Annotated in this window: 7 protein-coding genes; all 7 read left to right on the top strand. The window is 73.1% G+C overall.

Features of this window, described 5'->3' with window-relative positions; all coding sequences use genetic code 11:
• The first annotated feature begins 14 nt into the window (after window positions 1–14).
• The 7 genes from ACN27F_RS02960 to ACN27F_RS02930 are packed head-to-tail and all read left to right on the top strand — an operon-like array spanning window position 15 to window position 24,499.
• On the top strand, window positions 15–3,260 hold the full coding sequence (locus ACN27F_RS02960) for an amino acid adenylation domain-containing protein (protein ID WP_421431013.1): 3,246 nt from the start codon (window positions 15–17) through the stop codon (window positions 3,258–3,260).
• Complete coding sequence (locus ACN27F_RS02955) at window positions 3,248–9,820, top strand: amino acid adenylation domain-containing protein (RefSeq protein WP_421431012.1); 6,573 nt, start codon at window positions 3,248–3,250, stop codon at window positions 9,818–9,820. The genes ACN27F_RS02960 and ACN27F_RS02955 overlap by 13 nt, the downstream gene beginning before the upstream one ends.
• Window positions 9,804–11,597 (top strand): condensation domain-containing protein, encoded by a 1,794-nt coding sequence (locus tag ACN27F_RS02950; protein WP_421431011.1) that lies wholly within the window; start codon window positions 9,804–9,806, stop codon window positions 11,595–11,597. Before ACN27F_RS02955 ends, ACN27F_RS02950 begins: the two co-directional genes overlap by 17 nt.
• Window positions 11,590–13,062, top strand: a complete 1,473-nt coding sequence (locus ACN27F_RS02945; RefSeq protein WP_421431010.1) for a hypothetical protein — start codon at window positions 11,590–11,592, stop codon at window positions 13,060–13,062. Before ACN27F_RS02950 ends, ACN27F_RS02945 begins: the two co-directional genes overlap by 8 nt.
• The gene (locus ACN27F_RS02940) at window positions 13,055–20,902 is read left to right on the top strand and encodes an amino acid adenylation domain-containing protein (protein WP_421431009.1); all 7,848 of its coding nucleotides are present in this window, start codon (window positions 13,055–13,057) and stop codon (window positions 20,900–20,902) included. Before ACN27F_RS02945 ends, ACN27F_RS02940 begins: the two co-directional genes overlap by 8 nt.
• Entirely contained in the window at window positions 20,895–23,426 is a 2,532-nt protein-coding gene (locus tag ACN27F_RS02935; RefSeq protein WP_421431008.1) for an AMP-binding protein, read from the top strand. The genes ACN27F_RS02940 and ACN27F_RS02935 overlap by 8 nt, the downstream gene beginning before the upstream one ends.
• Window positions 23,423–24,499: a TauD/TfdA family dioxygenase gene (locus ACN27F_RS02930; RefSeq protein WP_421431007.1), complete on the top strand. Its 1,077-nt coding sequence runs from the start codon at window positions 23,423–23,425 to the stop codon at window positions 24,497–24,499. The genes ACN27F_RS02935 and ACN27F_RS02930 overlap by 4 nt, the downstream gene beginning before the upstream one ends.

Genomic DNA, 24,499 nt, shown 5'->3' with positions numbered 1-24,499 from the left:
CCGCGGGAGAGTGGATGGAACCGCTGCGGCGGCCCGGCCCGGCGCCGTCGGTGCTGTCCTACGCCCAGGAGCGGATGTGGTTGGAATGGATGCTTCGGCCGAACGACACCGCCTACAACCTGCCGCTGCGGTTGGACCTGTCAGGGCCGTTGCGGCAGGTCGCGCTGCGGGCGGCGGTCGACACCGTCGTCCGTCGGCACGACGTGCTGCGGACCCGCTACGGCAGCCGACGGGGGCGTCCGGTGACGATCGTCGACGATCCCGGGTCGACCCGGCCCCGGTCGACCCGGCTCGCACTGGTCGACCTGAGCGGCCTGCCACCACGGGCGTGCGAGGCCACGGTGGACGCGATCGCCGCGGCCGAGGCGGCCCGCCCCTTCGACCTGGCCACCGGCCCCGTTCTGCGGGTACTGCTGGTCCGCACCGCCGCCGACCGGCACACCTTGCTGATCACCCGGCACCACGTCGCCAGCGACGGGTGGTCGCTGGGAATCCTCCTGTCCGAACTCAGCGCCGGCTACCGGGCCGGTGCGCAGGGACGGCCCGCCGGCCTGGCTGCGCTGCCCGTCAGGTACGCGGACTTCGCGGCCTGGCAGCGCGAACCTGGTAGCCCGGCCCAGGACGACGCCGGACTGGCCCGGTGGGTACGCCGGCTCGACGGCGCCAAGCTGGGGCTGGAGCTGCTCGCCGACGCACCGCCGGCCACCCACTCGGAACCGGCCCGGTCGATCCGGCAGCAGCTGCCCGCCGCGCTGGTGACCGACCTGACCGGGGCCGCCCGCGCGATGCGGACCACTCCCTTCGTCGTCCTGCTCAGCGCCTACGCGTGGGCTCTCTACGGTGCCGGCGGCCAGACCGACCTGGTGATCGGTACGGCTGTCGCCGGACGTACCCGGGCGGCCCTCGAACCCCTCGTCGGTGCCTTCGCCACGATGCTGCCGCTACGGCTGGACCTTGCCGGCGAACCGTCCTTCGCCACCCTCGTCCAGCGGACCCACACGGCTGTCCGGGCCGCCCTCGCCGATCAGGACGTCCCACCCGAACGGATAGTCGAGGAAATTCAGCCACATCGGACACTCGGTGACCATCCCCTGTTCGCGGCCGCGTTCACCCTGCAGAACACCCCACGGGCGGCGGTCGCGCTACCCGGTGTCCATGCCGAGTCACGTCCCGATGTGGCCGTGATGCCGAAGTTCGCGCTGGCCCTGACCGCGAGCCCGCGCGATGGAGGGCTCGACCTCGACCTGGAATACGATCCGCGCCGTCTCACCACCCAGCTGGCGGCACGAATCGCCCAGACCGTCAACGCCGCCCTGGTCGGCGGCCTCGCCGATGCAGACCGGCCCGCTCCGACCACACCACCGACGCGACGCGAACGGGCCGCGCCGGGCCCTGCCCCGGCCGCCCACCGCTGCCTGCACGACCTGGTCGCCGAGGTGGCGGCCCGCCAGCCGGACGCCATCGCGGTGACCTGGCACGGCACCCATCTCACCTACCGCGCGCTGGACACCCGTTCCGCCCGGTTGGCCCGTCACCTACGGGCCCGGGGCGTCGGTCCGGAGACGTTGGTGGGCATCTGCCTGGACCGCTCGCCCGGCCTGGTCGTCGCCGCGCTCGCCGTCGCCAGGGCCGGCGGTGCCTACCTGCCGATCGATCCGGACGACCCGGCCGGTCGGCAGGCGACGGTCTGCGCGAACGCCGGACTCCGGCTGGCGGTGAGCCGCACCGGCCTGCTCGACGCGCCGGTCGACCAGATCCTGCTGGACGATGCGCTGGCGGACCCCGGTCCCGCCGGGGCGACCCCCGGCCCTCCGGTCGACCCGGCGAACGCCCTCTACGCGATCTCGACCTCGGGCAGCACCGGTGAGCCCAAGACCGTCCTGGTGACCCACGCCAACCTGGCCGGGGTCATCGAATCGGTCCGGTCCACCGCGCTGCCCGCCGACCGGGAGCGGGTCTGGTCGATGACCCACGCACCCGCCTTCGACGTGTCGGTCTTCGAGATGTGGGCCGCGCTCACCGAGGGCGGCCGGCTGGTGATCGTCCCGGCGGACCTCGCCCGCGTCCCCGACGAGTTGTGCCGGCACCTGCGCTCCGAACAGGTCGCCGTGCTCAGCCAGACGCCCAGCGCGTTCGCGCAGCTCGCACCCTTCGTGCTGGGGGCCGGGACGCCCGGCCCGCTGCGGACCGTCCTGCTCGCCGGCGAGGCGTGCGACGTCGCCGGCCTCGACCGCTGGTTCGCCACCTTCGGCGATCGGCGGCCGGTCCTGACCAACCTGTACGGGATCACCGAGACCACCGTGCACGCGACGGTGCGCCGGTTGACCGCCGGTGACACGGCCGCGGCCCGGGCCGGGACCGGCCCGGGCAGTCCGATCGGGCTGGCCCTGCCCGGGCAGACGGTGCGGGTGCACAATCCCCGCGGCGAGAGTCTGCCCGAGGGAGGCAAGGGTGAGATCACCGTGGGCGGCGTCGGGGTGTCCCGCGGCTACCTGGGCAGACCCGGCCTGACCGCGGCCCGGTTCCGGCCGCTGGCCGGCGGAGGCAGGGGATACCGCTCCGGTGATCTGGCCCGGGTCCTGCCCGGTGGTGGACTGGCCTACCAGGGCCGCAGCGACAACCAGGTCAAACTCCGGGGCCACCGGGTCGAGCCCGGGGAGGTCGAGTCGGCGCTGTCGGCGCAACCGGGGATCCGGTCGGCAGCCGTCGTACTCGGCACCACACGGGACCGCGCGCATCTGGTCGGGTACGTGGTGCCGGCGGCCGACGCGGCCGTCGACGAGAACGCCGTACGCAAGCTACTGGCCGCCCGGCTGCCGCGGTACATGGTGCCGGCCCGGATAGTCGTCGTCGACGAACTGCCGTTGACCCGCAACGGGAAGGTGGACCGGGACGAACTGACCCGCCGTAGCGGGACGCTGCCGGACCCGGTCGGCCGGGGCCGTCCGGCCACGTCGACGGAGGCGGCCCTCGCGGAGATCCTGGCCGACCTGCTCGGATTCGAGTCCGCCACCGCGATCGGGGTGACGGACAACGTGTTCGACCTCGGCGGCGACTCGCTGGTGGTCACCCAGTTCCACGCCCGTATCGTCGAGCAGTTCCGGGTCGACGCCCCGGTACGCCGGATCTACCAGGCGCTCGACATCGCCTCGCTCGCGGCGACCGTCGACGAGATGGTGGCCGAACGGGGCCGCCGGGCCATCGAGGAGGCCCTCGCCGAGGTCACCGGCGCGACGGGGGAGCACCGATGGCCGGACTGACCGACACCATCGTCGGGGTCACCCGTCGGCACGCCGAGCACAGCCCGGACCGCCCGGCTTACGCGTTCCTCGACGACACGGCGGCCGAGACACACCGGTACACCTTCCGCGAGATGGACGTCCGGGCCCGGGCGATCGCCGCCGTGCTCGGCGCACACCGGTTGGCCGGCGAACGGATCCTGATCGCCTATCCGTCGGGCCCGTCCTACGTGCAGGCGTTCCTCGGCTGCCTGTACGCCGGTGCCGTGGCCGTGCCGTGCGACTCACCCCGGGCCGCCGCCGGCCGGCGACGGCTGCGCGCGATCCGGACGGCCTGCACGCCGGCCGCGGTACTCACCAACGCCGGCGACGACGCCGAACTGGCCGGACTGCGTGCGATCGACATCGCCGCCATCGGTGACGATGCCGCCGCCGACTGGACGGAGCCCGGCATCCGGCCCGACGGTCTGGCGTTCCTCCAGTACACCTCCGGTTCCACCCGCACCCCGCGCGGCGCGATGATCAGCCACGGCAACATCATGGCCAACGAACGGCTCATCGCCGCGGCCTGCGGCCACGACGAGGACTCGACATTCGTCGGATGGCAGCCGCTCTTCCACGACATGGGCCTCGTCGCGACGATCATGCAACCGCTGTTTCTCGGCTCGTTGTCGGTCCTGATGCCGCCGGCGGCCTTCCTGCACCATCCGATCCGCTGGCTGGAGGCGATATCCCGGTACGCCGCACACACCAGCGGCGGACCCAACTTCGCCTACGAACTGTGCCTGCGCCGGACCACCGAAGCGGACCGGGAGGGCCTGGACCTGCGCAGCTGGCGGGTGGCGTTCAACGCCGCGGAACCGGTACGGGCCTCGACCCTGCGCCGGTTCAGCGCCGAGTTCGCCCGGTACGGCTTCGCGGCCGGGGCCCACTTCCCGTGCTTCGGGATGGCCGAGGCGACCCTGCTGGTCACCGGACCACCAGCCGGTCGCGGACTGCTGACCCGGTACGCCGACCGGGCCAGCCTCGCGACCGGACGCTTCCACGACGGTGCTCCGGACGACTCGGTGGAACTCGTCGAGTGCGGTTCGCCCGGCCTTGCGACCGAGGTACGCGTCGTCGATCCGGACACCGGACTGCCCTGCCCGGACGGCACGGTGGGGGAGATCTGGATCGCCGGCCCCGGCGTCGCCCAGGGCTACTGGAACGACCCGGCCGAGTCCGCCGCCACCTTCGGTGCCCGGCTGCCCGACCGGCCGCAGCGGTCGTACCTGCGCACCGGTGATCTCGGCTGCCTCCGCGACGGCGGGCTGTACGTCACCGGGCGCCGCACCGACATGATCGTCGTTCGGGGCCGGAACCACTATCCGCATGACATCGAGGCGACGGTCGAGCAGGCCCACCACCTGATCCGACCCGGCAGCGTGGCCGCGTTCGGCATCGAGGCCGACGGTTCGGAGCGGATCGTGGTCTGCGGCGAGCTGAACAGCTATCCCGGACCCCGCCGGACCGAACCGGTCGCCTCCGCCGTACGCGCCGGGATCCTGCGCGAGCACGGCGTCGAGGTGTCCACGCTGGTCCTGCTGCGCCGGGGCGGCGTGCCGAAGACGACCAGCGGCAAGATCCGCCGGAGTGACTGCCGAAGGGCCTACCTCGAGGGCACGCTACCGATCTACCACGAGGTGCCGCTCGACGGCCCGGCCGGTCCGGAGCCGGTGACCTGGCCGGCAGTCGACGACCTGCGGGACGGCGATCCCGGCCCGGCCGCCGCCCACCTGGCCGTCGCCCTGCTCGAGCTCGCCGGCCACCGGCTCGGTACCACGGCCACGCCGGCCGCTACCGAACCGACCGTCCGCCCGCTTGTCGAACTCGGGATCGGCTCGGTGACGGCCCTCGAACTCCGCCACGCCGTGCGGCTTCGCTACGCCGTGGACGTCCCGACGGATTGGCTGCTCGACGGCCGGAGCGCGACCACCATCGCGGCCCGGGTGGTCGCCGACCTGCGGGCCGGCCGGCGGATCCCGGCACCGCCACCGCCGCCTGCCGTGGACGACGTCGGCTGGCTGCCGGTGACCGACCGACGGCGTGGGCTCTGGTTCGAACAACGGCTGGCACCGGCCGCCGCCGCCTACCACCTGGGCCGGGCCCTGGTGTTTCGCGGCGACGGGGTCGACGAATGGCTCACCGCGGTCGTCGACCGTCTCGGCCGACGCCACCCGGCGTTGCGGACCAGGTTCGAGGACCGGGACGGGCAGCCGTGGTACCGGGTCGACGGGGAACCCGCGCCACTCACCCGCATCGACGCCACCGGAATGGACCCGCAACGCCTCGCCGTCCTGCTGGACGAGCTCACCGACCGCCCGTTCGACCTGGCCGTCACGGCGGTACGGCTGGTCGCGGTCCGACGTACGCCGGGCGAGACCGTATTCTTGATCGCGGCGCACCACCTGGTCATGGACTTCTGGTCCATGGTGGTGCTGCTACGTGACCTGGCCGCCGATCGGGCCGGCCTGCCCGTACGGCCCGCTCCGCCCGCGGCGCTCGGGCCACCCCCTGACGACCGGCACGGCGGCTACTGGCGCGAGCGTCTTGCCGGCGCGTCACACCACCTGGACCTGCCCATCGACTTCGCCCGTCCGGCCGTGCGGGGGTTCACCGGCGCCAGCCACGTCGCCCGGCTGTCCCGACCGCTGACCGCCTTGCTGCGGCAGGTCGCGGCCGGTCACGGCTGCACCCTGTTCAACGTCCTGCTCGCCGGATACCAGGTGCTCCTGCATCGGTTCACCGGCCAGACCGACCTGCTGGTCGGCACCCCGCTCGCGGCCCGGGCCGACCCGGACCTGGCCGCGACGGTCGGCTATCTGGTCGACCTGGTGCCGATCCGCTCCCGGTACACGCCGCATCGACCCTTCCGCGAACACCTGCACGCCGTCGCCGGTGAGCTCCTCGGCGCGATGGCACACGCGAGCCATCCGTACCACCGGATCGTCGCCGGAGCCGACGCCGGTGCCGGCCCGGGGGCCGGTCAGGCCGCCCTGGTGCAGACCCTGTTCACCCTGCACCAGGAGTACGGCGCTGCCGAGGACGGCCTCCGCGCCCTGGCCCTGGGCATCGCCACCACGCTGCGGGTCGGCGACCTGAACGTCGAGACACTGCCCGCGCACAGCAGATGGTCACAGGTCGACCTGTCGGTCCGGATGGCCGACGTCGACGGCGAACTGGTCGCCGTCTGGGAATACCGCACCGACCTCCTCGGACCCGAGACCGTCGCCTCGCTCGCCGACACCTACACCCGACTACTCACCGACGCCGCCGGCACGCCGACCCGCCCGATCGGTGCGCTCGCCCTGCTCGACACGGCGGGTCGCCGGCGGGTCCGCGCCGCAGCGGCCGGTGCGCTCCGGCCCCGACCCGTGGTCGGGCTGGGTCAGGTCGTCGCGGCGACGGCCACGAACCACCCCGACGCGGTCGCCGTGGTGGCCGCCGACGGAGCCGGCCGGCAACTGACGTACCGGGGACTGCACACCGCCGCCCTCCGGCTAGCCGCCCGGCTGCGGCGACACGGTGTCCGGCCGGACGAGCCGGTGGCCTTGCTGGCCGGGCGCGGCACCCGCACCGTCATGGCGTACCTGGGCATCCTCTACGCGGGGGCGGCGGTGATGCCGCTCGACCCCGACGAACCCGGCCCGCGGCTTTCCGCGATGATCGGCGGCAGCGGGGCCCGCCTCGTCCTGACCCACGGCGACCTGGCTGCCCGGGCCACCCGGTTCGGGCTACCGGTCGTCACCACCGACGGCCTCGACGATACGGCGCCGATGCCGGCGCCGGTGCCGATCCACCCGGCCCAGGCCGCGTACGTCCTGCACACCTCGGGCTCGACCGGCACCCCCAAGGGCGTCGTGGTGCCGCACGCGGCCGTGGTCAACCGGATTCTGTGGATGGCGGAGACCTATCCGCTCGCCCCCGGCGACCGGGTCCTGCACAAGACACCACTCACGTTCGACGTGTCGATGTGGGAGATCTTCTGGCCGCTGGCCGTCGGCGCGCGGGCGGTGATCGTCGGGCCGGGAGGGCATCGCGACCCCCGACACCTGCTGGACGTCGCCAGGACTCAGCGGGTACAGGTGGCGCACTTCGTGCCGACGATGCTGACGGAGTTCGTGACCGAAGCGGCCGGTGACCCGGCGGCCGTCCGGTCGCTGCGGCTGGTCGTGTGCAGCGGTGAGTCCCTGACCGGACCGCTGGCCGCCCGGGCCGTCCGGGTGCTCGACGCGCAGGTGGCGAACCTGTACGGCCCGACCGAGGCCGCCGTCGACGTCACCGCCTGGCGATGCACCGCCGATCCGGACGCGCTGGTGCCGATCGGCACCCCGATCGCCAACGTCGAGTGCCGGGTCCTCGACGACGGTCGCCGTCCGGTGCCGCCCCGGGCCCCTGGTGAGCTCTTCCTCGGCGGCGTCTGTCTGGCCCGCGGCTACCTCGACGCCCCGGGGCTCACCGCCGACACCTTCGTCCCGGTTCCCGACGCCGCGCCCGGCGCACGCTTCTACCGCAGCGGTGACCTGGCCCGGTCCCGGCACGACGACGCGCTGGAATTCCTCGGCCGTCGGGACCGGCAGGTCAAGATCGCCGGCAACCGGATCGAACCGGGCGAGGTGTCGGCCGTACTGGGCCGCCAGCCCGGCGTGGCCGACGCGGTCGTGGCCGTACGGCTCGGACGAGATGGACAGCCGACGCTGGTCGGCTACGTCGTGGCGGCCGGCGACGCCGCACCGGCACCGCAGGCGATACGCGAGCGGCTGCGCGGAGAACTTCCGGCGTACATGGTGCCGGTGGCGATCGTGCCCGTCGACCGGCTGCCGACGACCGGCAACGGCAAGCTCGACCTGGCGTCCCTGCCACCGCCACCCGTCGGACCCGCCGCGGGCCCGGTTCCCGCGACCGGCACCCACGGCCGGCTCGGCCGGCTGTGGGCCGACCACCTCGACGTGGAGGCTGTCGACGTCGACGCGGACTTCTTCGCCCTCGGTGGTGACTCGATACGCGCGCTGCGCCTGGTCGCCGCGGCCCGGGTCGACGGGCTGCCGATCACCGTCACCGACGTCCTGAGATATCCGACCGTCCGGGCCCTGGCCACCGCGATCGATGACCGGGCCGGTACGGACGTGCCCGGCGAGCCGGTGACCGGACCCTTCGACCTGTGCCCGGCGGCGGTCAGCCGGCCCGGTGTCGTCGACGCCTACCCGATCTCGATGGGACAACGGGCCCTGCTGGCGCGGCGGGCCGGCGGCGCCGACTACGAGGTGTATCTGACCAGCGTGCTGGTGCCAGTCCCGCTGGACCGCCGCGTACTGGAGCGGGCCGTCGCCCGGGCGGTACGGCGACACGCCTACCTGCGCTCCACCTTCGACCTCGTCTCGTTCGCCGAACCGACCCAACTGGTCCATGCCGACCTGCCGGTGCCACTGGACGTCGTCGACCTGCGCGAACTTCCCGGCCCCGAACAGCGGACGGCGATCGACGGCTGGCTGGCCGCCGAACGGCACCGGTTGTTCGACACGGCGACCGGTCCGCTGGTGCGGTTCACCGCCCACGACGCCGGCGCCACGTTCCGGTTGACCGTGAGCAGCTTCGCGCTCGACGGCTGGTGCGACGCGACCCTGCTGACCGAGATCCTGGCCGACCATGGCCTGCCTGCCGTTGCAGCCGCCGCGGCCGACCGGACAGGCCCGGCCGGGCCGCCGCCAGGGCCGGAGTACCGCGACTTCGTGGCGGCCGAGCAGGCCGCCATGCGGTCCGTCGACCACCAGCGGTTCTGGGCCCGGGAACTGTCCGGCGTCCACCCGACCCTGGTGCCCCGCTGGTCGCCGGCCGACACCGGCGGGGCACAACGACGCCACGTCGTGCCCCTGCCGCCCGACGTGGCCGCGGCGATCCCCGAGCTGGCCCGTCGACTGGGCACCGGCGTCAAGCACGTGACCCTGGCCGCGCACGTCGCGGTGGTGCGTGCCCTGACCGGCGCCGACGACATCGTGACCGGGCTACAGGCCAACGGCCGCCCCGAGCGCCCCGGCGGGGACATCACCGTCGGCATGTTCAACAATCTGCTGCCGCTGCGTGTCGGCGCCACCACCGGCAGCTGGGGTGACCTGTCCCGGACGATGCAACAGGCGGAAGCCCGTATCGCCACCTACCGGCGGTACCCGCTGGTAGAGGCCCAGCGCCGGTTCGGTGCCGCCCGGCTGTTCAACACGTTGTTCGTGTTCACCCACTTCCACCTGTACGACCGGTTCGCCGCGAGGACCGGACTGCGGCTTGACGACCTGCGGGCACCGGACCAGACCTACGTACCGCTGACCACCCACGTACACCTGACCGGCGCGGCACGTCGGCCGACGGTACTGCTGGAGTACGACCCGCGCGAGTTCGGCGCCGCCCAGGTCAGGGCGATCGCCGACCACTACACGGCAGCACTGCGCGCCCTGGTCGAGAACCCGCACGCCACCGCGGTCGTCGCACCGCTGACGGCCGCCGGCGCGGCCACCGCGGGGGAAGGAGGAGGCGATGTCCCGCGTCGATGACGACGACGACCTGACCGGGCCGACCGGCGAACTCCCCGCGCACTGGCTCGCCGACCTGGCCCGCGTCGACGGCCCGTCGGCCGAGTACGCCCCACCGCGCACCGACGCGGAGCGGCTGCTGGCCACCATCTGGCAGGAGGTGCTGGGCGTCGACCGGGTCGGGATCGACGACGACTACTTCGAGCTGGGGGGCGACTCGGTCCACGCCATCGTCGTGGTGGCCCGTGCCCAGGAGAGGGGTTGCCATCTCGAACCGGACCAGCTGCTGGCCGGCCGTACCGTCCGGGTGGTCGCGGCCCGGGCGGCACCGGTCCCGGCCGGGTACGACACCGAAGCGACGGACACCGACGGCGAACACCCGCTCACCGCACTGCAGCAGGGGATGCTGTACCACGCGGTGGGTGGCAGCACCCCTGGTGCCTACGTCGTGCAGGTGTCCTGCCGGCTGACAGGTGACCTCGACCACACCGCGTTCGATGACGCCTGGCAGGCTGTCTTCGACGCCAACCCGGTGCTGCGCACGGTGGTCACTTGGCGCGGCGGCGCTTCGGCCCGCCAGCGGGTCGTCGCCGGGCTGCGGATGCCGCTGCGCCTCCTCGACCACCGGGGGATGGAGCCGTCCGACCGGGAGCAGTCCTTCGCCCATCTGCTCGACAGCGACCGGCAGGACGGTTTCGACCTCGAGACCGGGCCGTTGATGCGGCTCACCGTCGTCGCCGAGCGGGAGCGCGAACACCGGTGCGTCTGGACCTACCACCACCTGATCCTGGACGGCTGGTCCCAACAACTGGTGCTGCGGGACGTCTTCGACTGCTACCGCCGGCTGCGGGCAGGGAAACCGCCGTCGCCCCGCCGTAGACCGCCGTTCCTGGACTACCTCGACCCGTTGAGGGACACCGTCCGGGAAGGGGACGGATTCTGGGCGCGTCGGTTCGCCGACCTGACGCAGGCCACCCGGATCGCCGGCCCTGGCTGTGTCGACGGCCAGGTGACGACGTCCGGCCGGCCCATAACGGAACTCACCGTGCCCGCACCGGTGGCCGGGACCCTCACCGACCTCGCCGGTGCCTACGGCATCACGGCCGCCGCCGTCGTGCACGCCGCGTGGGCGCTGCTGCTCGGCCTGCGTACCGGCACCTGGGACACGGTGCACGGGGTCACGCTCGCCGGCCGTCCACCCCACCTGCCCGGGGTGACCGAGAGCATCGGCATGTTCGTCAACACACTCCCGCTACGAGTGTCCACATCGCCGGAGGCGACCGTCCTCGACTGGCTGCACGACGTCCAAGCGAGACTGTCCGAGGTACGGCAACGGCAGCACGACGCGCTGAGCGACATCGAACGGCAGGTCGGACTGGCCCACGGAACCGGCCTGTTCGACAGCATCGTGGTGGTGGAGAACTACCCGACCTGGATCGGCGCCGGTGACGAGGTCGCCGGCCTGCGTGTCGACCGGCTGTCGGTGGTCGTCGAGGAGGGCTACCCGCTGGTGCTGGAGTACGCCCCGGGAACCGAACCGGTGCTCCGGGCCCGGTTCGACGACCGACGGCTGGACCGTCCCACCGTCGACGGGATACTCGCCGTGCTGGCCGTCACGATCAGTGCCGCGGTGACCGATCCCGGTCAGCGCCTCGCCGCGCTGGCCGGCACCGCCCACGCGGCCTGGGACCGTAGCCGGGAGGACCAGCGGCAGGCACTGCGGGACGGGGCGGCACACCGGCTCGGCACCACCCGCCGCCGGACGGTGTCAGGTATCGGGGTCGACGCCGATGCCTGACAAGGGACAGATCATCGATCTGCTGCGGCTGCTGTCGGGACACCTACGGCGGTACCGTGCCCGCAGCCTCCAGGACGTCGCCACCCGGGCGTTGCGGGACACCGGCGGTGGCCGGGCCTGGGTCGTCACCGTGCTCAACGCGAGCCTGTCGGCCCGCTGGCATCTGCTGCACCGGCCAGGGCTCGGGTTGCGCCGGCTGCGGAGCCGGTGGGCGTACCGGCGCAACGGCCCCGCCCTCGGCGGCCCTCGGCGGCGACTGTCGCTGTTGTGCCCCACCCGCGACCGGGTGGCACAGGTGCGCCGGTTCATCCGTAGCGTTGCCCGCACCGCGGCCGACCCGACCCGCGTCGAGCTGCTGTTCTATGTCGACGGGGACGACCCGGCGCTGCCGGACTACCGCGCCCTGCTGGCCTCCGGCGTTGTCGAGGGGTGCCGGTGCGAACTGCTCGTCGGCGACCCGGTCGGCGTTCCGTCAGCCTGGAACGCCCTCGCCGCCGCGGCAACCGGCGACCTGCTGATGATGGCCAACGACGACCAGTTCTACGTCGACCACGGCTGGGACGCGGCTCTCGACACCCGGGTGAGCGATCTGTCGGCGCGGCGTCCCGACGAGCTGTTCTGCCTGTACTTCGACGGCGGGCAGTATCCCGACGGCGGGCGTGACTTCCCGATCGTCACCCGCGCCTGGTACGAGACCCTCGGCTACTTCGTGCCCACGATCTTCTCCCAGTGGGAGGTCGAAACGTGGGTCTTCGACATCGCCGAGCGGGCCGGCCGGCTCCACGCCGTCCCCGACGTCTTCGTGGAGCACCTGCACTACCAGGACTACAAGGCGCCGTTCGACGCGACGTACCAGCGGCACCGGATGACCCGGCGGAAATCCTTCGGTGACCACGCACTGTTCCTGCGGACGACGCCGCAGCGTGTCGCCGAGGCCGAGAAGCTGCGCGCCGGCCACCGAGACGCGGACACCTTCTGGTTCACCGACTACCTCGCCGAGAACCGGCACCGGATGACCGGTGACCTGGCCGCGATAGCGGAACCCACCCCGGTACCCCGACGGATCCCGCTGTTCGCCGACGGTGGATGGCTGCCGGCCGCGCACACGGACCACCCGGTGGTGCGAGACGTGCTGCTCGGCATCCCGGAGGCGACGCTGCCCGAGTCCGGCGCCATCGACCTGCTGGTCCTGGCACCCGTGGGTGACCTGCCCACGGCACCGGCCGTCGCCGACGGATGCCTCGTGGTCTGGTACGGCCTGCGGGTACCCGACCATGGCACATCACTGGTCGCCGGGACCCCGACCGGCTGGGGTCCGGGCCGCTGCCTCGTCGTCACGGCCACGACCCCGGTCACCGTCCTCGCCGACACCCCGGAACCGCTGATCGCGGTGCGCTTCGCCGTTCCCGACCCGGACCGGCCCACCGGCCCGCCCGGCATCGCCGAGGCGGTCGGGCATGGCTGACCACGTCGCCGGTGCCGCCCTCCCGCCGGACCTCGCCCGCCGGGTCGAGGCACTCACCGCCGAGCAGCGCCGGCGCCTCGAAGCGATCGTCCGGCGCCGGCTCGACGACGGCCCGCCAACCGAATCCGATGCCACCTCGGGGTCCTGGCCGGCGTCACCCGGCCAACAACGGATGTGGATCGGCGACGATCCCGCACAGAACACGTACGCCACGGCGATCCGGCTGCGCGGACCGCTGCGGCTACCGGCACTGCGGTCGAGCCTCGCACGGCTGACCCGGCGACACGAGTCCCTGCGCACGACCCTGCACCCGGTCGACGGCCGGCTGACGCAGGTGGTGCACGCCACCGTCGGGGTGCCGGTGCGGTTGGTGGACCTCACCGCGGCCGGGACCACCACCACCGGCGACGACCTGCCGGAGGTCGTCGCCGGCCTGGCCCGCGCCGAGGCCCGCCGCCCGTTCGACCCGGACCTGGGCCCGCTGTGGCGGGCCGTCGTCTACCACCTCGGACCGGCCGACCACTGCCTGCTGCTCGTGCTGCACCACGCGATCACCGACGGCTGGTCGCACGGCATCCTGGTGTCCGAACTGTCCGCTTGCTACACCAGCCTGACCGCCGGAACCCCCTGGCTGGTGCCGCCGCCGGTGGCCCGCTACCGGGACTACACCCGGTGGCAACAGAACCGGCTCACCGGCGACGAACTCACCGCCCTGACCGACTACTGGCGGACCGTGGTCCGCGACCTGCCCCGGCTGGACCTGCCGGTCGACGAGCCCGCCACACCCGCCACCGGGCCCCGGGGCGCCCAGCACCGCGTCGATCTCGGGCCCGACCTGTCCGACCGCCTGGCCAGGCTCCGGCGGACCACCGGCGGATCCACATTCATGCTCGTGCTGACGGCACTGGTGGCCGTACTGCGACAGGTGAGTGGGCAGGACGACATCGTCGTGGGAACGCTCGCCGCCGGCCGTACCCGGCCCGAGTGGAGGCGGGTGGTCGGCTACTTCGTCAACGTACTTCCGCTGCGGATCGCCGTACCGGGACGGCCGAGCCTGCGGGAACTCTGGGCGCACGTCCGGCACCGGGTCCAGGACGCCTACGCGCACCAGGAACTGCCGTACGAAAGAGTGCGAGACCTGCTGCGTGTCGACCGGTCGACCGGACCCACCGGACCGATCCGGGTGCTGTGCACGCCCCAGCTGCCGGCACCCCGGCTCGACCTGCCCGGGCTGACGGCGCACACCCACGATCTCCGGCTCGGCAACACCCCGTTCGACCTGGTCGTCGAGGTCAGCGACGGCCCGCGCGGGCTGGGGGTCGCCGTCCAGTACGACAGCACGATATTCGTCCCCGACACCGTGGCGCTGCTCGGCCGGCACCTGCGTGCCGTCCTCACCCGGGCCGCCGACGATCCCGACGTCCGCTGTGCGGATCTGCTCCTGGCCCGACCCGGTGGACACCGGCCGGCGGCTGGTGACGCCGGCACGGTACACGACATGGTGCAGGACGCTGCGGCCCGCCACCCGGACGTCGTGGCGGTACGCGACGGTGACCGACAGCTGACCTACCGTACCCTCAACGCCGCCGCCAACCGTCTGGCCCGGCAGCTGCGGTCGGCCGGCGTACGCGCCGAACACCGGGTGGCGATCTGCCTGGCCCGCTCGGCGGAGTCGGTGACCGCACGACTCGCGGTACTCAAGGCCGGTGCCGCCTTCTTCACCCTGGACCCGGACCACCCGCCCGCACGGCTGGCCGCCGCTGTCGCCGCGGCCGGGGCCCGGACCGCCGTCACGACCACGGCCCTCGCCGCCGTCGTTCCCGACGATCTCCACCTGGTGCTGCTGGACCGGGACGCGAAGGAGATCGCTGCCCGCGACCACCGGAATCCACACCTTCCGGTGCACCCCCACCAGGCTGCCTACCTGATCCACACCTCCGGCTCCACCGGCCGGCCCAAGCTCGTCGTCGGGCACCACCTCGGCGTCGCCAACCGGCTGCGCTGGATGGGACGGGCGTACCCGATCCAGGTCGGGCGGCGGTGCGCCGCGCGCACCTCGCTGTCGTTCGTGGACTCGATCGCGGAAACCTTCGGCCCGTTGAGCGTCGGCGCCACTGTCGTGATCGCCACCGATGGCGTGACCACCGACCCCGACCGGCTGTGCGACTGGCTGGCGGCCCAGCGCATCGACCGTCTGCTGGTGGTCCCGGCGCTGCTGGCCATGCTGCTCGACGTGGCGCCGGAGCGCCGCAGCCGGCTGGCCGGCGTCCGGATCTGGATGACCAGTGGTGAGGAACTGCGGTCCGCGCTGGCCGACCGGTTCCACCGGGCGCTGCCCCATGCCACGCTGCTCAACCTCTACGGCTCCTCGGAGGTGGCCGCCGACGCGACCGCTGCCACGGTGCGGGTGCCGGTCGGTCGGCCGGTGCCGGTCGGCCGACCGATCGACGGCGTCGAGGCCTGGGTCGGCGACGCCGACGGTCGACCAGTGGCCGACCTGGTCCGCGGCGAACTCCAGATCGGCGGTCACGCCGTCGCCCGGGGCTACGACGGCCGCCCCGGCGACACCGCCGCGAGGTTCCGGCCGGATCCGGTCGGCCCACCGGGGGCACGGGTGTTCCGCACCGGGGACCTGGCCCGCCGCCGCGCCGACGGCCACCTGGTCTACCTGGGTCGGGGCGACAGCCAGGTGCAGGTCCGGGGGCACCGGATCGAGCCGGGCGAGGTGGAGGAGGAACTGCTGCGCCACCCGGCGGTACGTGCCGCCGTGGTCACCGCCCCGCCGGACACCACCGGGGCGTCCACCCTCGTCGCGCACCTCGTCGCGGCGACCGGTGCCGTGGCCGACCCGGCCGAGATCGCCGGCTTCCTGCGCGGTCGGCTTCCGCACTACATGGTGCCCTCGCGGCTGGTGGCGGTCGACGCGTTGCCCCGTACCGACACCGGCAAGATCGACCGGTCGGCACTTGCCACCACGCACCCGGCCCCGGACACCGCACCCGGCCCCACCGCTTCGCCCGGCCCGGTCGAGAAGGTCGTCGCCGCCGCGTTCGCAGAGGTGCTCGGCGTCCCGGCGATCGGGCGCGAGCACGACTTCTTCCTTTCCGGTGGGCACTCGGTGCTGGCCGCCGAGCTCGTCCGGACGCTCTCCGAGCGCCTGTCGGTGAGTCTGGAACTGGCCGACATCTTCGCCGCGCCGACCGTGGTCGACCTGGCCGTCCGCATCGTCGGGATGGAGCGGTCCGGTCCCGCCGCCACCGACCCGCTGGTGCCCGATCCCGCCAACCGGTACGAACCGTTCCCGCTGACCGAGGTACAGGAGGCGTACTACGTCGGCCGGCGGGAGGACCTGCGGCTCGGCGGCGTCTCCACCCACGCCTACCTGGAGATCGCGGTCGACGATTTCGACCCCGTCCGGTTCGTGGCCGCGCTGCGGGCGGTCGTCCGGCGCCATCCCATGCTGCGTGCCGTGCTCCGCCCGGACGGCACCCAACAGGTGCTCACCGAGGTACCGCCGTACCAGATGACAACCCACGACCTGCGCGGACTCGACGCGACGAGGTGCGAGGCCCGGCTGGCGGCCATCCGCAGGCAGATGTCCCACCAGTTGCTCGACCCGCACACCTGGCCGCTGTTCGAGGTGCGGGCCGGACTCCTCGACGGTCGTGCCGGACCGGCCGGGCCGCCCCGGGCGTTGCTCGCGGTCAGCATCGACGCGCTGATCTGCGACGCGTTCAGCTTCGGACTGGTCATGGACGAACTGGCCGAGCGCTACCATCACCCGGACCGCGACTTCCCGGAACTGACCGTCGACTTCCGGGACTGGGTGCTGCACCGTACGGCGCGCCACGACCACGCCCGGCACCGGGCGGCCCACGAGTACTGGGCTGCCCGGATACCTACGCTTCCGCCCGGCCCCGACCTGCCCGGGCCTGCGGGAACCGCATCCGCCGACCCGCCGCGGTTCCACCGCCGCCAAGCCCGGCTGGCCGAACCCGACTGGTCCGCCGTCAAACGCCGGGCGGCGGCGGCCGGCCTGACCCCCTCGGGTCTGCTGCTGGCCGCGTTCACCGAGATCCTCACCGCCTGGAGCGCCCGGCCGCACTACTGCCTCATGCTGACCGTCTTCGACCGGGCACCGCTGCACCCGCAACTGCCCCGCATCGTCGGCGACTTCACCTCACTCACCGTGCTGGAGGTCGACCACCGTGCGCCGGGCCCGTTCGAGGAGCGTGCCCGGGCACTGCAGGACCGGCTCTGGTCCGACCTGGACCGCTCGACGGTCAGCGGGGTCACCGTGCTGCGCGACTGGGCGCTGGCCCGGGGGATCGCCCCGCAACTGGTCACTCCGGTCGTCTTCACCTCCAACCTGCCGATGACCGCCACCGGCACCGGGCCAGCGAACCCGGAGACTCTCGGCGAGCTGCGCTACGGGATAACCCAGACCCCACAGGTGCAGCTCGACCACCAGGTCAGCGAGGTACGCGGCGAACTGCTGTTCAACTGGGACGCGGTCGAGGACCAGTTCGCCCCTGGCGTTCTCGACGACATGTTCACCGCCTACCAGGATCTCCTGGAACGCCTGGCCCGCCGGGCCGACTGGTCCGGTCCGATCCGCCCACCCATCCCACCGCACCAGGCGTCCGTACGGGCCCGGGCGAACGACACCAACCGCGCGCTGCCCGCCCGCCGCCTACACGACAGCGTCGCTGTCGCCGCCGGGCGCCACCCCACGGCGGTGGCGGTGGTGGACGGCGATGTCCGGATGACGTACGCGGAGCTGGACCAGCGGGCCCGCCGGCTCGCCCACACCCTGCAGGCCCTGGGCGTACGTCCGGACACGCTGGTGGCGATCGCCACCCACGGCGGGTGGCAACAGGTCGTCGCGGCGCTCGGCATCCTGTACTCCGGTGCCGCGTTCCTCCCTCTCGACCCACAGCTACCGGCGCGGCGGTTCGTCTCACTGGTCCGCCGGGCCGGCGTACGGGTGCTGCTCACCCAGGTGTCGCTGCGGGAGAGTCTGCCGGCCGTACCCGGTGTCCGGAGCATCGCGGTCGACGACGACACGGCGCTACGCGACGTACCCGGACCGGTGCCGTGCCGATCGTCGCCGCACGACCTCGCCTACGTCATCTTCACCTCCGGATCCAGCGGCGAGCCGAAGGGCGTCGCGATCGACCATGCGGCCGCCGCCAACACGATCGACTGCGTCAACGAGCGGTTCGGAGTGGGCCCGGCCGACCGGGTGCTGGCCGTCTCCGCCCTCAGCTTCGACCTCGCCGTGTACGACCTGTTCGGGCTGCTCGCCGTCGGCGGATGCGTCGTTCTGCCGGGACATGCCGGCCGCCGTGACCCGGCACACTGGCTGCGCCTGGTACGCCAGGAACGCATCACGATCTGGAACTCGGTGCCTGCCCTGGCCGGTCTGCTGGTCGAGCGGGCCGAGTCCGGCGACCCGCGGTCGCTGGCGTCGCTGCGCACGGTGCTGCTCAGCGGCGACTGGATCCCGGTGCCGCTGCCGGAGCGCATCCGAGCGCTCACCGAGGCCCAGGTGACGAGTCTCGGCGGGGCGACCGAGTGCTCGATCTGGTCGGTCTGGTACCCGATCGGGCAGGTCGACCGGCGATGGCGCAGCATCCCCTACGGCCGGCCGATGGCCAACCAGCGCCTGTACGTGCTCGACGCGGTCATGGACGACCGGCCGGACTGGGTGCCCGGAGACCTCTACATCGCTGGCACCGGCGTGGCCCGCGGCTACTGGCGCGACAGCGACCTGACCGAACGCGCCTTCGTCACCCATCCCCGAACGGGCGAGCGGCTGTACCGCACCGGTGACCTCGCCCGGTACCTGCCCGACGGTGACCTGGAGTTCCTCGGCCGCAAGGACCGGCAGGTGAAGGTCAACGGGTTCCGGGTCGAACTCGGCGAAGTCGAGGCGGCGATCGACCGTACCGGGCTGGTCGGCGCCGTCGTGGTGGCGGCCGTCGGCTCTGCCGAGCAGGGACGACGGCTGGCGGCCTTCGTGGTCCCGGCCCCGGGCCGGGAACTCGACCTCGACAGCCTGCGCCGGCAGGCCGGCGAGGTCCTGCCGGACTACCTGCTGCCCACCACCTGGACCGTCGCGGACCGGATTCCGCTCACCACCAACGGCAAGGTCGACCACGAGGCGCTGGCCCGGCTGCTCCGGTCGCCCGGCGCCCCGAACCCTCCGCGCCCGGCGTCCGGGGTGACCGACGAACTCGTCCAGCACCTGCGGAACCTGTGGCAGGAGATGCTGCCCGCCGAACACGTCGACCAAGACGACAACTTCTTCGCCCTCGGCGGCACCTCCATCGTCGCGGTACGCCTGCTGACCCGGCTGCAGCAGGAGTTGCAGATCCGGATATCCCTGCCCGACCTGTTCGACGCGCCGACCGTCGCCGCACTGGCGGCCACGGTCGCCGCCCGGCGCGCCCGCGCCGTAGCACCGGACGCCGTGGTCACTGTCGAACCCGATCCGGCGGGAGCCTTCGCACCGTTCCCGCTCACCGACATCCAGCAGGCCTACTGGCTGGGGCGACGCACCGAGACCGCGTTGGGCGGCGTGGCCACGCACAGCTATCTGGAGTTCGACATCACCGACCTGGACGTGCCTCGGCTCGAAGCGGCGGTCCGTGGCCTCCTCGACCGGCACCCGGCACTGCGGACGGTGGTCCTCGCCGACGGCCGGCAGCAGGTCCTGTCGACCGTGCCCGGCTACCGGATCCCGGTCACCGACCTGTCCGGCGCCCCGCCGGAGCAGACCCGGCGCGAACTGGATCGGCTCCGCGACCTCCTGTCCCACGAGGTGCGCGACGTCGGCCGGTGGCCACTGTTCGCGATGCACGCCGTGCGGCTGGACCGGACCGTGACCCGGTTGTACCTGAGCATCGACCTGATGATGGTCGACGCCCGCAGCATCCAGCTGCTCACCGGCGAGCTCCAGGCCCGTTACGCCGAGCCGGCGTTCGACCCGCCGCCGCTCGGACTGACGTTCCGGGACTACGTGCTGGCGGTGCGGCACCACCGGAACGCCACGAACGGGGCCGCGTTGCGCTACTGGCAGCAGCGGCTGTCCGAGCTGCCACCGCCCCCGGCCCTGCCGCTACTCCGCCGGCCGCAGGAGCTGTCCGCAGCGGTCTTCGCCCGACGCACGGTCGAACTGGACCGCCTGAGCTGGCGGGCGCTGCGGGAACGGGCCGCCCAGGCGAGCGTCACTCCGTCGGCCCTGATCTGTGCGGCCTTCGGGCAGATCCTCGCCGGCTGGAGCGAACGTCCCCGGTTCACGGTCAACCTGACCACCTTCGACCGGCTGCCGGTGCACCCCGACGTCGACGCGCTGGTCGGGGACTTCACGACGACCACCCTGCTGGTGATGGACTGTACCGAGGGGTCCTTCTGGGACATCGCGACCCGGGTTCAGCGACAGATCTTCACGGATCTGGAGCACCGCGCGGTGAGCGGGGTCGAGGTGCTGCGCATGCTGCGCAGCGACCCGGCGGCCCGTGGCGAGACGATGATGCCGGTGGTGTTCACCAGCGCGCTTGTTCCCACCGGTGACCGACCCGTCGGAGCCGGCTGGGTGGCCAGACCGGTGTACGCGCTGAGCCAGACGCCTCAGGTCCTGCTCGACCACCAGGTGACCGAGGACGCCGGACGGCTGGTCTGCACCTGGGACTACGCGTCCGAGGCGTTTCCACCGGACCTGGTCGAGGCCATGATCGATGCCTTCCACCGTCTGCTCCGTACCCTGGCCGGCCCGGCCACCGGAGCGGACACGTCCCGTCCGTCCGCTACCGCCGAGGTGTCCGCCGATGACTAGTACCGACCATCAGGTCTTCGTCCCGCTGCCGGACGACCAACGCGCGCTGATCACGGCGGTCAACGGCGTCGTGGCGTCGGTCCCCGCCGGCACCCTGGACTCCCTGGTCGCCGACCTCGTCGTTGCCGGCCCGCACCATGCCGCCGTGATCGGGCTCTGGGAGACCCTGACCCGAAAACAGCTCTGGGACCACGTCGCGGACATCGCCGCGCACCTGGTGGCGGCGGTGGGACCGGGACACCGGGTGCTACTCGACGTCGAGGCCGGGTGGGAGCGGTTCGCCGCCGCCGTCGCGGTCCTGCACGCCGGCGGCACCTGCGTTACGCCGCTGCCGGCCAGCGGCGACGCCGGGCGACCGGCCGTACCGGGCGTGAGCGCGGTGGTGACCGACCGGGGACGTTCCGGCCGGACCGACCGGCCGGACGGGGCGGTCGTCGTGACGCCCCGTCGCGACCCGCCCGCCGCCGACGTACCTGTGGACCGCGCGGCAGCGGACGGCACCGCGATGGCGTTCGTGCTGCCCCGCGGCGTCCCGGCAGACGGATCGACGGCCTGGACGGGATACCCGCATCGGGTGCTGCTCAACGCCCTCGCCGAGGTCAACCGCCGGCTCTGCCTCGATCCCGACGACCGGGTGTTCTCCCTGGCGCCCGCCGAGTCCGGGAGCTGGCTGCACGAGACCTTCGGCACCCTGCTCGCCGGCGCGACCGTGGTCTTCGCCGAGAACGAGCACCGGCACGATCCCCGGAACTGGCTGGCGCAGATGCGCCGCGACGGGGTCACGGTGTGGTTCCCGACGACCGCGATGCTCGACGATTTGCTCGCCCACCTGGCCCGGACGGACGAACCGCTGCCGTCGACCCTGCGCGCGGTGGTCGTCTCCGGCGGTTGGCTCGCGCCCAGCCGGGTTCTCGAACTCCGCGAGGCCGCAGGGCGGAGCCTGACGGTGCTGTACGCGACCGCACCGGTGGAGCCCGGCCCGTTCACCGTCCTGCACGACGTGGCCGCGCCGCCGGACGACTGGCGGTCGGTACCCGTGGGCGCCCCTGTCGCGAACCAGCGGCTGTACGTCCTGTCCGAGACCCGACGGCCCTGCCCGGTGTGGGTCACCGGGCGGCTGTACGCCGGCGGGCTGCTCGGTGAACCGGTGCCGGCCACCCCGGACGCGGCCGTCGCTCACCCGGAGACCGGCGAGCACCTGCTCTCCACCGACCTGTTCGGACGTCTCCGCCCGGACGGTCTCGTCGAGGTGGTCGGCGACGAGTCGACACAGCTGCCCGCGCGAGGGGGGACGGTGAACCTGCGGGACGCGGAGATCGCCCTGCATACGCACCCGGCTGTCCGGCAGGCCGTCATCGTGGTGTCGGCCGCCGACCGCCGACCCGCGGCCTACGTCCGCCTGCGAAACGGTGCCACCGCGTCGGTCGCCGACCTGACCACCCATCTGCGCGGCCGGGTGTCGCCCTTCCTGCTGCCGGCCCGTACGGAGATCGTCGAGACGCTGCCGCTGGCCCGCGACGGGCGGGTGGACCGGGCGGTGCTGGCCGCCGCTGGTGACCTGTCGCAGCCGGCGTCCCCGCCGGTCGTCACACCGCAGGCGGTGCCCCGGGCGGCGGACGACCGTGCCATCGAACTCACCCGCCGGGTGACCGCCGTGGCCAGCCGGCTCCTCGACGTCGACGACATCGAACCGGACGACAACCTGATGGATCTCGGCGTGAGCTCGATGCAGCTGGTCCGCCTCGCCACCGTGATGGAGGAGGAGGCCGGCATCGCCGTCGACGTCGAGGAACTGCTGGCATACCCGACCATCGCGGTGATCGTCGGCAGCCACCTGGCCACCGATCCGACCGGGCCGGCCACGGCTGCGGCTGCGGCCGGGCCGCGACCGACCGGTGCGGTCCGCGACGACCTTGACGTCCGTCCGGTCGTCGCGCTCGGCGGTGTCGCCGACGACCGGATCGCGGCCCGGCGCACCACCCGGACCTTCGGCCCGCAGCCGGTCGATCTCGCCGCGCTCGGCCCTCTGCTGGGAGCCACCCGCCGGATCCGGTCCGGCGGCCGGGACAAGCTCTGGTACCCGTCGGCCGGCGGCAGCTACCCGGTACAGGTGTACCTGCTGGTGGCCCCGGGACGGGTCACCGGCCTGGCTGCGGGAAGCTACTACTACCACCCTGGACGAGACCAGCTCGTCCTGCTCGACCCGGCCGGTACCCTGTCCGCCACCGCCCATCGCGAGATCAACCGCGCCACGTTCCGTCAGTCGGCCTTCTCGCTGTTCCTGGTCGGCCGGATGTCGGCGATCAGTAAGCCCGACTACGCCGACCTGGCCTGGGACTTCACGGTCTTCGAGGCCGGCGCGATGACACAGCTGCTCGGCCAGGTCGCCGCCGAACGTGACCTCGGACTCTGTCCGGTCGGCGCGATGGACACCGCCGCGTTGCCGGACCTGTTCGCCCTCGGCGCGCAGGACCGGTTCGTACACGCCCTGCTCGGCGGGGTACCGGCCGGAGCGACCCGGTGACCGGCCCCGTCGTCGGACAGCGTCGCGCCGGACGGCTCGTCATGGACGCCTGGGGCGTCCGGGAACACGTCGCCCCGACCGGGTACGGGCTTCCGGTCGAGTTGGCCGCGACCCGACCCGGTACGACCCTGACCGACTACGCCACGGCGCACCGGGACGAGCTGCGGGCGCGGCTGCACCGGGCGGGAGCGGTCCTGTTCCGCGGGTTCGGGGTCACCCTCGACTCGTTCGGCGACGTGGTGACCGCGCTGGCCGGAGCGCGGCAGGCGTACGGTGAACGGTCGACCCCGCGCACCGAACTGGCCGAACGGGTCTACACCGCCACCGACCATCCCGACGACCAGCGCATCGCCCTGCACAACGAGAATTCATACCAGTCGGTCTTTCCCCGTCTGCTGGTCTTCGGCTGCCTGACCGCCCCGGACACTGGCGGTGCCACGCCGCTCGCAGACGTCCGTCGCGTGCTGCGACGGATCCCGCCCGCCGTCCGCCAGCGGTTTCTCGAACTGGGCGTGACCTACGTCCGTACCTTCGGTGGCGGCCTCGGACTGGACTGGCCGGAGGTGTTCGGCACCCGGGACAGGGAAGAGGTCGAGAGGTACTGCCGCGATCACGACATCGAGGCGGAGTGGCGGCCCGGCGGCCGGTTGCGCACCCGGCAGACCCGGCCCGCGATCGCCGTGCACCCGGTGACCGGGGAGCAGGTGTGGTTCAACCACGCGACCTTCTTCCACCCGTACACCCTGCCGGCCGAACTGCGGACGGCGCTGGCGTCGCAGGTGGCTGAGGAGGATCTGCCCCACAACGTCCGCTACGGCGACGGCCGTCCCGTCGACCCCGGCACGCGGGACGTTCTCGCCTGCGCATACGCGGCCGAGGAGGTGGCCGTGCCCTGGCGGGCCGGTGACGTGCTGCTGGTGGACAACCTGCTCGCGGCACACGGCCGCGAACCGTTCACCGGCCCGCGTCGGATCGTGGTCGGCATGGCCGCCCCGACCGCCTGGGACGACGTCGCCGCACGGACCGTGGCCGTGCCGGCCCGGACCGATGACGAACCGGAGGAGGAACAGTGA

Origin of the sequence: Solwaraspora sp. WMMB335 (assembly GCF_049179075.1) — a bacterium.
GTDB lineage: Bacteria > Actinomycetota > Actinomycetes > Mycobacteriales > Micromonosporaceae > Micromonospora_E.
This window is presented reverse-complemented; position numbering and strand designations above follow the sequence as displayed.

Bases quoted from the DNA above. Each gene is read 5' to 3' on its own strand.
- ACN27F_RS02935 (WP_421431008.1), top strand. From the start codon at position 20,895: ATGACTAGTACCGACCATCAGGTCTTCGTCCCGCTGCCGGACGACCAA.
- ACN27F_RS02940 (WP_421431009.1), top strand. From the start codon at position 13,055: ATGGCTGACCACGTCGCCGGTGCCGCCCTCCCGCCGGACCTCGCCCGC.
- ACN27F_RS02950 (WP_421431011.1), top strand. From the start codon at position 9,804: ATGTCCCGCGTCGATGACGACGACGACCTGACCGGGCCGACCGGCGAA.
- ACN27F_RS02945 (WP_421431010.1), top strand. From the start codon at position 11,590: ATGCCTGACAAGGGACAGATCATCGATCTGCTGCGGCTGCTGTCGGGA.
- ACN27F_RS02955 (WP_421431012.1), top strand. From the start codon at position 3,248: ATGGCCGGACTGACCGACACCATCGTCGGGGTCACCCGTCGGCACGCC.
- ACN27F_RS02960 (WP_421431013.1), top strand. From the start codon at position 15: ATGGAACCGCTGCGGCGGCCCGGCCCGGCGCCGTCGGTGCTGTCCTAC.